Raw genomic sequence first — 16,203 nt, 5'->3', positions numbered from 1 at the left:
GTATTTGCTAAATTAGGTGCTTAAACACGCAACAACTATTGAAACAAGCTGATTTTTGTTCAGCGCTTTGGAACAAAATGATGCTAAACTAAAACAAGCTTGAGAGAATAATCAGCGAAGCTAAACCAAACACAAACTAGTTGTGAGCAAGCTGACAAACCATCGTAATCGGAATGATATTTAAAGGAATTAACAACCAATCTGTTGAGTTTAGTATAATGAATTATCAGTTTCCTGAGATAACGAATTGTGAATATGATTCTAATTGGTTGCTAGTTTATTTAAAAGTAAAAAGTGATTGTGGAAATTGGTAAACAGTTGACCCATCACTTTTAGTTGGAGATTTAAAGGACATTAAAGATTGGTTTGAAAAACTCTCAAATAATACAGAAACTGATTCTGATTCACTTGTTTTTATGGAACCAAATTTGGAATTTGAACTAACCAAAAAGAATTTAGAAGAAAAGCATATCAGAATAATATTTGACTTGGAATCTCGTCCACAAAGTGCACATGATGATAAAGATTATTTTGTAGATTGCGTTTTTAACAACAGCGAATTAAAACTAATTGTAAAGGAATTAGAAAAACAAGTTGAACAATATCCGAGAAGAGCAATCTAATGGAAAAAAGACAGTCAGAAATAATAAAGGAAATAGCTCAAGAATTGGATTGCGGATTTGACTGTTATTACAATTCTAAAACTGACGAAATTGTTGCAATCCCGAATTTTTCACAATTTTCGGATGAGGATGAATTTAAAGAAGCTTTTAGTGACATTTTAGAAAAAGTGGAAAAACATAAAACGGATTTTATAAAATTTGAGACATTAGAAAGCTTTGAGTCTTTTAAAATTATGGAGCTTTTTGTTGAGCAGTTATCTGACCAAAATCTAAAGTCGGAATTGGAAAATACTTTAGCAAATAAAAAGCCATTTCAGAATTTTAAGCATAAAATCGACCATTCTGAATTTAGACAAAGTTGGTTTGAATTTAAGAAAAATAAGTTTGAAAAAATAGTAGAAAATCAATTAAATAGCGGAAAAGCCAGCGCACAACACCGTATCCTATGTAAAGCACTTTCCCGAGTCTTAGGTTAAATATACAATATTTTTCTTTTTTTTAATTCATGATATTATTTTTAGTGTTGAACTGTTGATTACGCTTTTTGCGTTATCAATAATTCAATGCTAGCTTTATAAAACTCCGCATCCTATATGTGGTATCCGTCTTTAGCGAATCCACCAGCATCTCTATGATGATTTTGGCAAACAAGGCAACTTGCTATAAATATGTGATAACTGTATTAGAGTTTCACCTACGGTGTTTTGTTGTCCTATCTTTTGTGCCAATTTTATAATGAGTTTTAAGCTTGTTTTATGTTTTTATTTAACTAACTACACCTACTTCATAAGGAATTTCAGTTCTAATTACTGCATGAATTCGACTCAAGAGTTTCCTCGCTACTTTTACCAATATGCGTTTGACATCTTTACCTGAATGTGACCGATAATAGGCCTGCATAACTGGATCAAAACGCAACGCTTGCCAAGTAGCTTCTACCAAATAACTACGCATTAGCCGATTTGCTCTTGGGGTTAACCCTGAAGTTTTGAGATTATCTCCACTTTGGTGTACTCAGGGAACCAATCCTACATAACTGGCTAATTGTTTGAAATTTTTAAAACGCCTTAAATCACCCAATTCACATAATAATCCACAAGCTACTATGCCTCCTACTCCCGGAACTGATCGTAATAAATAATAATCTTTCTTATAATGCTTACGACAATAGGCAAGTAATTTTGTACTCACATCTCGCTTTTGCTTATCTATATATTCATAGGTAATAAGACGTGTCTCAAAACAATAATCCATTGTAGGATATTCAAAAGTCAAATTTCTTAACCAATCTCTAAAATTATGAGACCAATGACTATTGTCAAATGGCTTTGGAATTTCAATCCCCAAATACAACAATTGCATCTTTATTTGAGTCTTTATTTTTCGATGTTCTTTAACCAGCTCATTTCTTCGACGAAACAAACATCTTAACTGCTCTCGTTCTATTGAAGGAACATGAATTCCTTTGAGTCGGCCATCCTTTAATTCTTTACATAACATACGTGCATCGATCTTGTCGGTCTTTTGAAACTGGGCCTTGGCTGGACGATGAACATCTGCAGGGTTAACAACCTTTGCATGCCATCCAAATGAAATAAAATGTCGATAATGACTAAAGCCACAACAACCCGATTCATAACAGCAATAAACAGTATATCCCTTAAAATGCCTATCCACATACTTTTTTAAACTAAATGCATCTGGTGGAATAGTTAACGATGATCCATCAAAAAGATCCGTTGCAGTACGAATTTTCCAACTTCGCTTGTGTACGTCAATTCCAATAAATAACTTTGATCTAGTAGTATCCTTTGTTTTCATAATAATAAGTTTTTGAACCTTAAAGTTATTAACTAAACTTTGGATACTGCTTTTACATGGTTGCTATAATTTATTGCTAATTCTAGCTTACTTACGAACCCCGAAGCGTCGGGGCTTTCGGATTTTCTCCCGAAGTTTCGGGACGGTTTTTATTTACTAAATTAGTTGCTGAAACACGCAACAACTATTGAAACAAGCTGATTTTTGTTCAGCATTTTGGAACAAAATGATGCTAAACTAAAACAAGCTTGAGAGAATAATCAGCGAAGCTAAACCATACACGAAACCGTTGTGCTTCATTATAACAAACCGCTAACCAATGATAAAATTCTTTAGAGGGCCGAGCGTAAAGAAAATGTCTTGTAGACATTTTTAGTGAACGAGCCAGCCTTCCGCGTTGGAATTAAATATAAAAAAAATGATAAAATTTTTTAGAAAAATTCGCCAAAACTTACTTATGGAAAATAAAACTGGAAAGTATTTTAAATATGCCTTGGGGGAAATTATTCTTGTAGTTATTGGAATTTTAATTGCGTTACAGATTAATAATTGGAATGAATCAAGGAAAAATGAGATAATTAAACAGCAGTTAATTGAAGACTTAATTGTAGAATTACAATCATCGAGGGTTATAATAAATGATGCTATTGCCCTTGGTGATTCTCTAATTGCAGACGGTCAATTGTATTTAAAACACATTGGATCTAAAGAATTGACAGTTCAAATAGATTCACTGAAAAAACTTGGAGATTTTATAACATATGGTATTCCTTATGATCTCAATTTACCAATTTATGAAGATTCAAAATCGTCAGGCAGGCTTAGTATGATTAATAATAAAGTACTAATACTTTACGCTGAGATAATGTCTGCCGACATTGGTGGATCCATTCACCGTAAAATTAGTAATGATATGTATTATAATGGTTCTGACTGGGAACTAAGAAAAGAAATAGGATTAAGCGAAATTTTATCTACGCCTAATGAAATGATACCTGAAAGATTTAGATTAACTGAAAAAGAATTTTTGGAAATCCTTGCACGTCCTTCTACTTTTGCCACGTTAAATAATTCTTTACAGATGAAAGTTGTAAGGATTAAATATATGAATAGAATAAGCAATGGAATGACAGAAGTTCTTGGATTACTTGAAGAAGAAAAAAATAATCTTAAGTTATAAAAAGTAAACTTAAGCCGTGTATAATTAACTGCTTGGTCACTGCCGACTTACGAACATTCCTGTGGAATATTCTATCTGTGTTTTATTTGCTAAATTAGTTGCTTAAACACGCAACAACTATTGAAACAAGCTGATTTTTGTTCAGCATTTTGGAACAAAATGATGCTAAACTAAAACAAGCTTGAGAGAATAATCAGCGAAGCTAAACCATACACGAAACCGTTGTGCTTCATTATAACAAACCGCTAACCAATGATAAAATTCTTTAGAGGGCCGAGCGTAAAGAAAATGTCTTGTAGACATTTTTAGTGAACGAGCTAGCCTTCCGCGTTGGAATTAAATATAAAAAAAATGATAAAATTTTTTAGACGTATTCGCCAAAACTTGCTTAAGGAAAATAAAACTGGAAAGTATTTTAAATATGCAATCGGCGAAATAATTCTTGTAGTTATTGGAATTTTGATAGCATTATCTATTAATAATTGGAATGAGGATAGGCAAGCCACAAATTTAGCGAAAGAAAACTACCTCAATATACTTACATCACTAGAGCAAGACTCCTTTACAATTAAAAAAACAATTGAAAGGAATATAATAGGATTGGAAGCACTACGTAAAATTATTCCTTTAGAAAAGAACACAGAACTTTTAGAACTTTCTGAAGAAAATCTTAACAAATATTTTATGGATGTTGGTAATACTAGCCGAAGCTTTATTCCAAAATCAGGGGTTTATAACTTACTTACTTCAAACAACGGTTTTGATTTAATAAAATCCGATAAAATAAAGTCCTTACTTATTAATCTTTACGATTATCAATATAAAGCATATGAAGATTTAGATTCCCAAATTGACAACAAATATCATAATCAATTAGGTTCTATAATCAGAGAAAAAATGGGAATAGTTGTGGAGTTTACACCAGAACCATCTCTTGCTCAAGGGACATCACCAGAACTTTTAAAAAAACATTACTTTGAATTAGCTTCCGAATCAAGAGATTTATATGGTATGCTATCATTTAATAAAAATGACCTAATTCAAATAGAACAATCAATAAATGAATTGATTTCTTTAATTAGGGATGAAATTAAAGAATAACGAAAGCACAATACCGTTTATAATTAATGGCTAGTTCAAGCTTGCTTAAGAATCTTGAGACGTCGAGACTAGCGTTCAGAGACTTCGGAATTTCTCCCGAAACCTCGGGACGGTATTTATTTGCTAAATTAGTTGCTTAAATACGCAACTCATCTTATACACAAAACGTGAGAAACAACTAACAATCATGACCGGAAATTTCACTTTTAAAAACAATAAAGTTTATTATGAAGATACTTTACTAAAAGGCATTTCGGCAGAAGGCTTTGGTGAAGTATTATATACTGATAAAAAAGGCGAGCAATATATTAACTGCCTAAAAGACATTAAAGGGGTTTGGTGGTGGACTTGGCGAAACCATAAACCAAAAGTGAAATTCTTAACCTCAGATATAGATAACTTCATTTATATAAATGAAAATTTTGCAAAAGACAGCCTACATGTTTATCTAGTAGCAAAAGATGGTTTTTTAATTCCTGATTCGGATGCTAAAACTTTTAAGGTAGTTGAGGATACACCTTATTTCTCAAAGGATAAAAATAATTTATATGCCTTAAGCAGTATTAGCGGCTTGTCTATCTATAAGGATGCCGATTGTGAATCAATAGTATCAGTTGGATGGAATCAATTTATAACTGACAAACATAATGTATATCACTATTCTAATGTAATTGAGTTAAGTAATTCTTCAAAACATGTGGAATGTTTTGACCAAAACACACCTCATACAAGCGAATTAAACATCTATGAACAGAACAAAAAATATTTATTGGAAAAATACCCCAATCTCATTGGTTGGTGGCATCCAGAATATGAGTTTCATATTGAATTTCCAACATCAAACCAAGATGATTATTATAAGACAAAAACTGACATTTTTTACTTGCATAAATGCCCTTACGGAGAAAAAGCTAATCCCACACTAATTGAAAAAGCTGATTTATCCTCTTTTGAAATCCTTTCTCACTACTATGCTAGAGATAAAAACCATATTTATTGCGAACATCGTATTGTAGAAAACGTAGATTTAGATTCCTTTAAAGTAATAAAAGATAAACTGGCAGAAGACGAACAATCTATTTTCTTTAATGGATATCTTGTAGATTGCGATAAAGCAAGTTTTAAGGTCATTCAAAAATATTCAAACTTGCCGTGGTTAGTTGCTAAAGATAAAAATAGTGTTTATATAGATGAGTTAACTTTATTTGGACAAGTCGGTATGAGAACTGGAAAAGGCCGGACGTTAAAACCAATAAATAAATCCGATCCAAGTACATTTCAACTATTTTCTAGACTTTGGGCAAAAGATATTAATCAGGTTTACTTTGGTTTCAAACCATACCGAAAAGCAGATGCTAAAAGCTTCGAATTTCTATTTTCAGATAACCATGATCAATGGGCACAAGACAATCAATACTTATACAATGGAAATGGAACAAGAATAATAAAAAATATTGATGGAGCACATTTCAAAATGCTTAATAATTTTTGGGGTAAAGACAAAAAAAGTGTCTTTAATTTTAAAACAGGTAGTATTCGACCATCCATTGATGTAGCTACATTTCAAATTACAAATGATGAAGGTGACGCTGAAGATAAAAACTTTTTTTACCACTACCGTAATGGGGAAATAGTAAAACAGAAGAAATAAACTGTTGCTGACAAAGTATAACACAATAAGGGTTACATGCCAAATCCATAGTTGGTACATATATACAATAGTCTGTTAAAATCGAAAAGTAGGTCTATTTTTAATACCTTGCTATTCTTATAAAAACCGTTGTTGTGTATTTGAGAAAAGCGATATGTTGAAAATAATCCGAATAACATTTTACTTAGTTTTGTTCCTTTTTTTATTGGATATTTTAGACTTGTTTCAAACCAAAATCGGATTTTTAAAAGCAACTATTTACTACGGAATTTTGATTTTACCAATTCCTTTGTTCATAATGGAATTTAAAGCTAATCGAAATTTGTTTGAACCGATTGTTAAAAAGGCAATCCCAATTTTGACTATCATTGGATTGACTTACTTAAATCCTTTAAAAATTATATTCAATATTTCGACTTGGAAAACCCAAACTGTTGAAATGATTAATGAAAATAGAGAAAATCATAAAGTTGAATTTCAGATGAAAGATATTGGAGCCTTAGGATATGCGAAACGAAACGCTGAAGTCTATTATTTGACAAAGTATTTTTATTTAGTACTATCCGAAAATTATGACGGACGGAACTTTATCGGAGCTGACTGGAAAAGAATTGATGAAAACATTAATGAAATTGGATTAAAATAAAAATAACGTCGCACTTTACCCTGATACGAAAATAGAAACGAAAATAAAAAACACACTACAACACCATATATAATTTATTGCTAGTCCTCGCCTACTTACGAATCTCGAAGCATCGGGACTCGCGTTCCGAGACTTCGGAATTCTATTAGGTTTGTATTTGTTAAATTAGTTGCTTAAAACACGTAACATACGAGCACAGCGAACTGGTGAAGCAAACCAAATACAAACACGTTGATAACCATTAAAAAAAATGAATAAAACCTTAATACTATTATTTCTTTTAATTTATAACTTTTCGTTTGGACAAAAATCTAATGTTATAAGTAAACAATTATCTAAACAGGAAATTGATTCTATTTTTACAAAGAATATTAGAAAACAATTAAAAATAGATAATTCAATTTACAGAATATACCAGTATAATGACAAAATTGGAAAACACTTTGTTATAATGACTCAAAATAAAATTGACTGCCAACAACGCAAAGAATGTTTTGATTCAATAAAAGTTTTTTGTTATTTATTTAAAAACAAAACTTATAATATTGAATGGAAATTGAACGATTTCATAGTTCCTAATTCATACGAATATTCAATTTCCCATTGGACGAAATACTTTAGTTTAAATGACTATGACAAAGATGGTATTACTGACCCAATAATTATTTATGGAACTTTTGGAATGAATGATACAGGAGATGGAAGAATAAAAATAGTAATATATTACAAAGGCAATAAAAGAGCGATAAGACATCAGAATGGAATACTTGATGATGAGAGACACACGCAAGTAGATAAAGAATTTTACGAATTGCCAATTGAAATTCAAACTAATGTAAAGACATTAATGAAAAACATAAATAAAAATGGTCACGGAATTTTCCCGTACGGTTGGGAAAAGGCTATGAAAAGTAAAGAATTGAAAATTGATGAAAATTAAAAACGTTTACCAACACCATATATAATTAATTGCTAGTCCTCGCCTACTTACGAATTCCGAAGCCTAGTGACGATTTTATTTGCTAAATTAGGTGCTTAAACTAGCCACAAACGATCGAAGCGAACTGGCGAAGCAAACTATATACAATCAAAATACTACCAATCACAGAAAACAGCATTGTATTAAATTAATTAACATGAATAACTTTAAATTCTCAAAATCTAAAACCATTTCAAAAGGTGAATTCCTTCTTAACCAAGGGGAAATTGCTAAATATGGCTTTTTTGTAAAAAGAGGCTGCCTCAAAAGCTATGTTATAGATGGTACAGGAAAAGAACGTATCATGCAATTCGCCCCTGAAAATTGGATGGTTTCTGATTTAGACAGTATAACCAACAAAGTGCCTTCTATGGTTTTCATTGAGGCCATTGAAGAATCTGAAGTTCTGTTTTTAAGTAATTCCGATTTTGAAAATATTAGTAGTTTAGAAAAAGAAGTTATTGTGGAAATGGTGAACAAGTTTCGCAACAACTTAATTGCCTCAAACAAGCGTATTATTGGTCTCTTAAGTTCCACTTCCGAACAACGCTATATTGATTTTATTGAAACCTACCCATCACTAGTTAACAGACTACCCATTAAGTCAATAGCGGCTTATATTGGTGTTACGCCTGAATATTTAAGTGATATAAGAAGGAAGATTGCAAAAAAGTAAGGTATGATTCATTTCTTAAGATATCTTATTTTTTAAAAGGTTTTGTTACCTGAACTTTGTCCATTATAATTAAAAACTTAAAACTTTAAAAAATGGCAAATCAAAAAAACAACAAAGCAATTCATATTTCACTTTGGATTGCACAAGGATTATTAGTAGTGATGTTTATTATGGCAGGAGCCATGAAACTTTCTCAACCTATTGAAACACTAACGGAATCTTTACCTTGGGTAACTTCTGTTCCAAATCTATTAGTTAAATTTATTGGTCTTAGTGAATTTTTAGGTGCTTTAGGTTTATTGGTTCCATCAATTTTTCGATTCAAACCATTTTTAACCGTTTGGGCCGCAATAGGTCTTGCGGTTATTATGATTTTAGCAGCTATTTTTCATGCGACAAGAGGAGAGTTTTCGGCAATAGGAATGAATATGATACTAATGTCCATTTCTTTATTCATTGCTTGGGGAAGAAGTAAAAAAGCTCCTATACAGTCAAAATATAAGTAGGAAAAATTATATAGTGTAACCTAAACAATTTGTTCAGTCAATATTTGCATTTTCAGCTATGGAAAAATTAGGAAATTTTAAACTATTTACAGATACCTTATCTAAACAAAGTAAAAAAACGCCTGTTTTATTTACGTCACATGGCAGCCCAATGGATATTCCACTTAGTAAAAGTGAACGTCCATTTTGGGCAACTTTGTCTAAACTTGGAGTTGAGTTAAAAGAAAATTATGACATAAAGGCTGCAGTAGTAATTTCAGCACATTGGGAAACTAAAGGAACCTTTATAAATAGTGCTCCTCTTCAAAAACAGATATATGATTATTACGGATTTCCAAAACATTTTTATGATCCAATATACAACGCACATGGTGCTCCTGAAATAGCGAAAGAAATAAGTAAAATAATTCCAGAAATCTCTGAAACCGTAGATTGGGGATTGGACCATGGAGCTTGGCCAATGTTAATGCATTTGTTTCCGAAAGCAGATGTTCCTGTATTTCAAATGAGTCTGGATTTTAACGCAACGCCACAACAACATTTTTATTTAGGAAAGCAGTTAAAATCACTTCGTAACAAAGGTATATTAATAATTGGTAGTGGGGCATTAATCCACAATATCCCCTTAGCTATGAAAAAAATGCAATTGGGAGATATACGTCCATATGGTTGGGAAACAGAATATGATTTTTGGTTAAAACAACAAATCGATACTAGAAATTTCACCAATTTAATCAATTACAAAACCAGTCATAAACTAGGAAATTTGGCAGCACCAACACCAGATCATTTTGTTCCTGTATTATATAGTTTGGGACTAGTAGAAAAAGATGAAGAAATAAAGTATTTTTATGATGGCCTGGCTTCTGTACCTGCCTTTAGTGAAAGAAGTTTTATAATAGGATAACCATAAAGAATGCCAGCGGGTATCAATATATATATAATTGCTTTTATTCTTTTAATTAATTTAGAATAAACTGCAAACACCACCAAATATAAAATATGACTTTTAGATTAGGAAAAGATAGAATCAAAATGTTTATATTTGGCTATATGGTACTTAAAAGCCAACAATTAAAAGCTTTTTACATATCATATATTAAACATTACCATATTTCAGGGCTAGACATATAAACATCATAGCGTAATAACTAATGTACGATAAGCTAATTGATCATATCCGACATAATGTTTGTGGCACCAGTATTGAGAAGCAAATTATTATAGAATATTTTACGCCGAAGCTTTTTGAAAAAAAAGAACATTTCTTAAAGCAAGGCTATATTTGCAAACTTGCTGGTTTTGTTATTGATGGTTGTTATAGAAATTACATGCTTTCTACCGAAGGAAAAGAAGTGAATACCGGGTTTGGTTTTGAAAATTGGTGGCTTGGTGATGTAAGTAGTTTTGTGAACCAAACGCCTTCATTGATTAACACACAATTTCTAGAAAACACAACGCTGCTTACAATTACAGCGAAGAACCATTTAGATTTATTAGAAAAATCTCAGTGTTTTAGAGAATATACGTCTAAGTTACGTTCAAAAGCAACGACGGCTTCAGTGGTAAAACTTTCCAGATTATCTGAATCTGCTAAAATTCGTTATAAAGTATTGCTTGAAAAGTATCCTAAAATCCAACAAAGGATTTCACAGCGACACATTGCTTCATTTCTACAAATTACCCCAGAAGCACTATGTCGTTTAAGAAAATCTGAAATTTCATAAAAATCTTGATGTAGGTCAACGATTTTGTTTTTTAAATGAATGTTCTTTAATATTCATTTAAAACAATACAATCATGGAAACAAAAACACAAGTAGACCCTTCCAAAATAATGCAAGTTGGTATGGGATTTTTCGCATCAAAAACAATGTTGACTGCAGTAAACATGGGGTTATTCACGCATCTTGCTAAAACAGATTTAACAGGGCAATCCATCAGAGAAAAATTAGGACTGCACAATCGCGGTCTCTATGATTTCTTAGATACGTTGGTTGCTTTAGGCTTTTTGAAAAGAACAGGAGTTAAGGAAACCGCAGTCTACAGTAATGCCGAGGATACAAATTTATTTCTCGATAAGAACAAACCTAGCTACATTGGTGGAATGCTTGAAATGGCAAATAATCGCTTATATCCTTTTTGGAATAACCTGGAAGAAGGTTTAAAAACTGGAAAACCTCAAAATGAAGCCAAAGCAGGTGATGCTCCCTTTTTTGAAGCGATATATGCGGATGAATTAAGATTAAGAGAATTTTTAAATGCCATGGGAGGTATCCAAATAGGGAATTTTATAATGTTCTCAAAAGTGTTTGATTTTACCGATTACCATTCACTGTGTGATGCAGGAGGTGCAGGCGGATATCTTGCCTTACAAGTAGCCATAAATAATCCACATATGCGTTGTATTACATTTGACCTGCCACCAGTAGAACCTGTTGCCAGAGAAAATATTAATATGATGTCATTGAGTGATCGGGTATCTGCACAGTCAGGTGATTTTTTAACAGAAGACCTTCCTAAAGCTGATGTAATTACCATGGGAAATGTACTGCATGATTGGGGAACAAAAGACAAAAAAATACTCATCAAAAAAGCATATGATGCGTTACCACAAGGTGGAGCATTAGTTGTTATTGAAAATATTATTGATGATAATAGAAGTAAAAATGCATTTGGTTTAATGATGTCATTAAATATGAATATAGAAACCCCCGAAGGTTTCGACTTTTCCGCAGTAGATTTTAATGGCTGGGCTAAGGAATGTGGTTTTTCACAAACATCCGTAATGCCATTGACTGGCCCATCAAGTGCCGTAATAGCTATAAAGTAAAATTTTTGCTCACACTGCTTAATACTGATTACTTGGTTTTAACCAATTTTCGAAAGTTCTCCCACGCCCAAAAAGTGTTGGGATGATTTTTATTTGCTAAATTAGGTGCTTAAATACGCCACACACAAGCGAAGCAAACCTCATACAAACCGTTACCTATAATTATGAAAAATATTCTTGTATTAATCATAACTATCACATTAACACAAAGTGTATTTTCTCAAATTGAAAATTGTTCAGAATGTGATTTAAAGAAATATTCAGAAAAAGACATTAATCATTTAACACTATTGGAACTAAAAATTCTACGTAATGAGATTTTTGCAAGGCATCAATATGTTTTTACAGATGAAAGGTTGAGTGATTATTTCTTAAACAAATATGATTGGTACAAACCGAATAACAAACAATTAAACAATATTGAATTAAACCATTATGAAAAAGAAAATATTAGTCTTTTTTCAAAAAAGGAAAATGAGAAAATTAATATCAAAAAAACTATAATTAAAGAATTAGAAATATTTTTAACTTCTTTGAACGAAAATGATACATCAAAAATAAACAGTGTAATCAATAAAGTAACTAAAGATTTTAATAGTGAACATAAAAATGTTGTTGTAACTGAATTAAAAGATATTCTGACTAAAATAAACATTAAAGGAATTCATTGGTATAATGAAAGTGGATTGTATAAAATAATAACTGATGATGGTTATTTTCTAAACGAAACTTCAATTAAAATAAAAGGAGAAGAAATTATATTAAGCTATAATGATATGGGACACTCCGAATTATTATCAGATAAAACTGCATTTGATTTTGGAAGCAGTTATGATTCAACTAATGAATATGCTTCTTGGTATACATTTGAAATCAAAAACAATAAATTAATATTAATCAAACATCAAGCAGCAGGATAAATAACATTCGGTTACAAAGTATTGTGATAAAAAAGTAAAAATATATTAATCCGTCACTAAATTGCTACTATAGGCATCATCGCATATTAGTCATGATTTTACTATTTCAATAACTTATTTAATAGTTTATTACAAACTGCTTTTACTGCTAATTTTTGTTCTTTCCTATTACTACAATTCGCTCGTAAAAAACTCGGCAAGCTTTATTATATTTACAGTCATAAAACCGCACATAAATCATAAATCACAAAACATTTGATTGCCGTATTTATTCCAAAAGAAAAAACATTTAAAAAGCTAAATTTTCTTTTCTAGATAATGCTAGATTATTTAAAAAACAAGTAGTCATAATTGAATAAAGCCCGTCGCTAACAATGTCTATGAAATTATTGTCCAATTTTAAGACAAGACATAGATAATAACAAGAACAAAACAAACTATGGAGATTTTTTTTCCAAATCAAAGATATACGAGTAAAGGTGAACCTGATTTAGGGGTTGGTATTTTAAAAGAAGCTAGCAAAGAAAAAGTACAGATCTATTTTCCCTTGTCTAATGAAACACGATTATACGCAGTTGAAAGTGCTCCTTTACAACGCGTTGTTTTTAAAATTGGTGATACAATAATGGATGCAAAAGGGCAACCATTACTTATAGAACATGTTGAAATAGTCAACAATCTATACGTCTATTATGGCAAAGACAAAAAAATAACTGAGGCAGCACTTGGTGATGTGTCAGCAAATCACAGTGTAGATGACCGTCTTTTTATGGGAGATGTAGACACGCCACAAGCCTTTGCTTTGCGTAGAGAAACATTACAACACGAATATAAACGGAGATTATCGCCTGTACATGGATTTGTAGGCGGAAGAATCGATCTTATTCCACATCAATTGTATATTGCACATGAAGTGAGTTCAAGGTATGCTCCTCGTGTCTTACTTTCTGACCAAGTTGGACTTGGTAAAACTATTGAAGCTTGCTTAATCCTTCATCGTTTATTATTGAGCGGACGCATTTCTAGAGTGCTCATTCTTGTTCCTGAATCGTTATTACATCAATGGTTTGTTGAAGTTTTACGTCGATTTAATATGTGGTTTAATATTTTTGATGAAGAACGTTGTGCAGCACTTGATGACAATGCACCTGATGGTAATCCTTTTTTAGACAATCAACTTATAATTTGTAGTACTGAATTTTTAGCCGGTTCTGCCAAGCGAACGAAGCAGGCAATTTCGGCTAACTGGGATATGCTTGTGGTTGATGAAGCTCATAATCTGGAATGGTCTGTTAACAACATAAGCCCAGAGTATCGAATTGTAGAACTTTTGAGTAAAGTTGCAAAAGGGTTATTACTGCTTACGGCTACACCAGAACAATTAGGCGTAGAAAGTCATTTTGCACGACTCCGATTACTTGATCCTAACAGGTATGAAAACTATAATGATTTTATAAATGAATCTTCAAATCATAAAAGTATTGCCTCTATTGTTGAAAAATTACATCTAGGAAAACCCCTTGAATCTAAGGATACTAAAATTTTAGAAGCTATTTTTTCAAAAGAAAGCATACAATTAGTAATTGATGGAAAAAATGAAGCCAAGGATAATCTTATTGAAAACCTACTAGATCAACATGGTCCAGGCAGAGTATTATTCCGAAATACTAGATCTGGAATGAGTGGCTTTCCAAAACGAAAGGCACATTTAATTCCCATAAAAGTAGAAAAAGACAAGGAGCTGTGGTTAGAACGTTTAAGCAATGAATTTGCTTTTGAAATGACTCCAGATGAAACTGCAAATAATCAACAATTTTGGTTTGCCAAAGATCCACGTGTCCAGTGGCTGTTAACCACTATAAAAGAGCTTTATCCTGCAAAAGTACTACTGATTTGTAAGCAGAAAGAAAAGGTGCTGGCTTTAGAAGAAATCTTAACAAAACGTGGAAATTTTAAAGTTGGTGTATTTCATGAAGATCTTACCATAGTGCAACGCGATAGAAATGCGGCATGGTTCTCAGAACCCGATGGTGCTCAAATACTGCTTTGTTCAGAAATAGGAAGTGAAGGACGAAATTTTCAATTTGCTCATCACCTCATCTTATTTGATTTGCCTTTGAATCCTGAATTGTTAGAACAGCAAATAGGACGCCTAGACAGGATTGGTCAAAAAAAAGATATTCATATTCATATCCCCTACCTTACCAATAGTCCACAACATATACTTGTAAGATGGTTTCATGAAGGCCTGAATGCCTTTGAAAAGAACATTGAAGGTGGAAATAAAATTTCTAAATTATTTAGTAATCGGCTACTTGAACTATCAAAACTAAACACTGAAGCTGCACATAAATCAGCATTAGAAGCTTTGATTATGGAAACGTCAACTTTCCAAAAGGAACTACAAAAAAGTCTAGCCGATGGCAGAGATAAATTACTAGAAATGAATTCTTTTCGCCCAAAAATAGCCACAAAATTAATCAAACAAATTCAAGCAGAAGACAGCGATAAAAGTCTTGAAAATTATATGACAAAAGTCTTTAATCATTTTGATATTGAAATGGAAGACCTCGCTTCTCGAAGCTATCATTTAAAACCTACGTCTCTAATCACTGAAATTTTTCCGTCGATACCCATGGAAGGCATTGGCGTTACATTTGACAGAAAACATGCTCTTAGCAGAGAGGAAATCAGTTTTCTAAGTTGGGATCATCCCATGACCACCGATGCCATAGATATGGTGTTAAGTTCAGGTACAGGTAGTGCTAGCTATGGAGTTCTCAAGGGAAGCAAAAGCCCTGGTCTTCTACTTGAACTCATTTTTATTCTTGAAACACCAACACGACAAAACATAGCTGTAGACCGTTTTCTACCCAACACACCACTAAGAGTTGTTGTAGACCATGCGGGTAATGAGGTTACAGAGGAGTATCCTGTTGACGTATTAAACAAAAAATTAATACCTGGTCAAATAGACGCTTTACTGGATAATGAAGCCATCGTTGAAACACTACTGCCCAATATGATTGCAGTGGCTACAAAATTAGCTAAAGAGATGAGCAACAAAGCAATAGCAAATGGTTTAGATAGTATGAACTTAACGTTGAATCATGAAATTGGCAGACTAAAACTATTACAAGAGAAAAACAATAATATAAGACCAGAAGAAATTCAAATAGCTTGTGATGACCAAATAGCTCTAACTGAAATCATTAAAAACGCACGTGTAAGGATGGATGCTATTCAATTGATCAGAAAAGAGTAAAAC

General features: G+C 32.1%; 13 protein-coding genes and 3 pseudogenes. 14 read left to right on the top strand and 2 right to left on the bottom strand.

What is annotated here, in order from left to right:
- Positions 1–173 precede the first annotated feature (173 nt).
- Both FF125_RS22355 and FF125_RS05485 read left to right on the top strand, forming a co-directional pair.
- A pseudogene (locus FF125_RS22355) lies at positions 174–623 on the top strand (WapI family immunity protein).
- Positions 623–1,099, top strand: a complete 477-nt coding sequence (locus FF125_RS05485) for a UPF0158 family protein (RefSeq protein WP_138948833.1) — start codon at positions 623–625, stop codon at positions 1,097–1,099. Before FF125_RS22355 ends, FF125_RS05485 begins: the two are co-directional and overlap by 1 nt.
- A 289-nt stretch (positions 1,100–1,388) precedes the next feature.
- Here FF125_RS05485 and FF125_RS05475 read toward each other — a convergent pair.
- A pseudogene (locus tag FF125_RS05475) lies at positions 1,389–2,444 on the bottom strand (IS110 family RNA-guided transposase).
- A 457-nt stretch (positions 2,445–2,901) separates the two neighbouring features.
- Between FF125_RS05475 and FF125_RS21850 the strand changes: the two are divergent.
- From FF125_RS21850 to FF125_RS05420, 11 genes are all read left to right on the top strand, one after another.
- The gene (locus FF125_RS21850) at positions 2,902–3,624 is read left to right on the top strand and encodes a DUF6090 family protein (RefSeq protein ID WP_175418834.1); all 723 of its coding nucleotides are present in this window, start codon (positions 2,902–2,904) and stop codon (positions 3,622–3,624) included.
- A 351-nt stretch (positions 3,625–3,975) separates the two neighbouring features.
- Positions 3,976–4,725 carry a DUF6090 family protein gene (locus tag FF125_RS05465; protein ID WP_138948830.1) on the top strand — a complete coding sequence of 250 codons (750 nt, stop codon included), beginning with the start codon at positions 3,976–3,978 and terminating at the stop codon, positions 4,723–4,725.
- Positions 4,726–4,912: 187 nt separating this feature from the next.
- Entirely contained in the window at positions 4,913–6,376 is a 1,464-nt protein-coding gene (locus FF125_RS05460) for a DKNYY domain-containing protein (protein ID WP_138948829.1), read from the top strand.
- 220 nt (positions 6,377–6,596) lie between these two features.
- The gene (locus FF125_RS05455) at positions 6,597–7,022 is read left to right on the top strand and encodes a hypothetical protein (RefSeq protein ID WP_138948828.1); all 426 of its coding nucleotides are present in this window, start codon (positions 6,597–6,599) and stop codon (positions 7,020–7,022) included.
- Between the two features lie 250 nt (positions 7,023–7,272).
- The gene (locus FF125_RS05450; protein ID WP_138948827.1) at positions 7,273–7,962 is read left to right on the top strand and encodes a M949_RS01915 family surface polysaccharide biosynthesis protein; all 690 of its coding nucleotides are present in this window, start codon (positions 7,273–7,275) and stop codon (positions 7,960–7,962) included.
- 196 nt (positions 7,963–8,158) lie between these two features.
- Positions 8,159–8,677, top strand: coding sequence for a Crp/Fnr family transcriptional regulator (locus tag FF125_RS05445; RefSeq protein WP_138948826.1), 519 nt, complete (start codon positions 8,159–8,161; stop codon positions 8,675–8,677).
- Positions 8,678–8,769: 92 nt separating this feature from the next.
- Positions 8,770–9,183 (top strand): DoxX family protein, encoded by a 414-nt coding sequence (locus tag FF125_RS05440; RefSeq protein ID WP_138948825.1) that lies wholly within the window; start codon positions 8,770–8,772, stop codon positions 9,181–9,183.
- A gap of 58 nt (positions 9,184–9,241) precedes the next feature.
- Positions 9,242–10,090 carry a dioxygenase family protein gene (locus FF125_RS05435; protein WP_250629687.1) on the top strand — a complete coding sequence of 283 codons (849 nt, stop codon included), beginning with the start codon at positions 9,242–9,244 and terminating at the stop codon, positions 10,088–10,090.
- A gap of 247 nt (positions 10,091–10,337) precedes the next feature.
- A complete protein-coding gene (locus FF125_RS05430; RefSeq protein ID WP_138948824.1) occupies positions 10,338–10,910 on the top strand; it encodes a Crp/Fnr family transcriptional regulator in 573 nt (190 codons plus the stop codon).
- A gap of 73 nt (positions 10,911–10,983) precedes the next feature.
- Positions 10,984–12,015: a methyltransferase gene (locus tag FF125_RS05425; RefSeq protein ID WP_138948823.1), complete on the top strand. Its 1,032-nt coding sequence runs from the start codon at positions 10,984–10,986 to the stop codon at positions 12,013–12,015.
- 164 nt (positions 12,016–12,179) lie between these two features.
- Entirely contained in the window at positions 12,180–12,935 is a 756-nt protein-coding gene (locus FF125_RS05420; protein WP_138948822.1) for a YARHG domain-containing protein, read from the top strand.
- Between the two features lie 90 nt (positions 12,936–13,025).
- Here FF125_RS05420 and FF125_RS22350 read toward each other — a convergent pair.
- Positions 13,026–13,161 (bottom strand): annotated as a pseudogene (locus FF125_RS22350) (IS110 family transposase); the annotation flags it as partial.
- A 213-nt stretch (positions 13,162–13,374) separates the two neighbouring features.
- Here FF125_RS22350 and rapA point away from each other — a divergent pair.
- Complete coding sequence (gene rapA / locus FF125_RS05415) at positions 13,375–16,200, top strand: RNA polymerase-associated protein RapA (protein ID WP_138948821.1); 2,826 nt, start codon at positions 13,375–13,377, stop codon at positions 16,198–16,200.
- Positions 16,201–16,203 lie beyond the last annotated feature (3 nt).

It is taken from the genome of Aureibaculum algae, from assembly GCF_006065315.1.
In the GTDB taxonomy this organism is placed as follows: domain Bacteria; phylum Bacteroidota; class Bacteroidia; order Flavobacteriales; family Flavobacteriaceae; genus Aureibaculum; species Aureibaculum algae.
Note: the sequence above shows the minus strand (reverse complement) of the source record. Positions and strands in the feature narration are given on the sequence as shown.

Excerpts from the sequence above, each read along its gene's own strand:
- FF125_RS05450 (WP_138948827.1), top strand. The coding sequence starts at position 7,273 with ATGAATAAAACCTTAATACTATTATTTCTTTTAATTTATAACTTTTCG.
- FF125_RS05445 (WP_138948826.1), top strand. The coding sequence starts at position 8,159 with ATGAATAACTTTAAATTCTCAAAATCTAAAACCATTTCAAAAGGTGAA.
- rapA (WP_138948821.1), top strand. The coding sequence starts at position 13,375 with ATGGAGATTTTTTTTCCAAATCAAAGATATACGAGTAAAGGTGAACCT.
- FF125_RS05425 (WP_138948823.1), top strand. The coding sequence starts at position 10,984 with ATGGAAACAAAAACACAAGTAGACCCTTCCAAAATAATGCAAGTTGGT.
- FF125_RS05440 (WP_138948825.1), top strand. The coding sequence starts at position 8,770 with ATGGCAAATCAAAAAAACAACAAAGCAATTCATATTTCACTTTGGATT.
- FF125_RS05460 (WP_138948829.1), top strand. The coding sequence starts at position 4,913 with ATGACCGGAAATTTCACTTTTAAAAACAATAAAGTTTATTATGAAGAT.
- FF125_RS05485 (WP_138948833.1), top strand. The coding sequence starts at position 623 with ATGGAAAAAAGACAGTCAGAAATAATAAAGGAAATAGCTCAAGAATTG.
- FF125_RS05435 (WP_250629687.1), top strand. The coding sequence starts at position 9,242 with ATGGAAAAATTAGGAAATTTTAAACTATTTACAGATACCTTATCTAAA.
- FF125_RS21850 (WP_175418834.1), top strand. The coding sequence starts at position 2,902 with ATGGAAAATAAAACTGGAAAGTATTTTAAATATGCCTTGGGGGAAATT.
- FF125_RS05430 (WP_138948824.1), top strand. The coding sequence starts at position 10,338 with ATGTACGATAAGCTAATTGATCATATCCGACATAATGTTTGTGGCACC.
- FF125_RS05465 (WP_138948830.1), top strand. The coding sequence starts at position 3,976 with ATGATAAAATTTTTTAGACGTATTCGCCAAAACTTGCTTAAGGAAAAT.
- FF125_RS05420 (WP_138948822.1), top strand. The coding sequence starts at position 12,180 with ATGAAAAATATTCTTGTATTAATCATAACTATCACATTAACACAAAGT.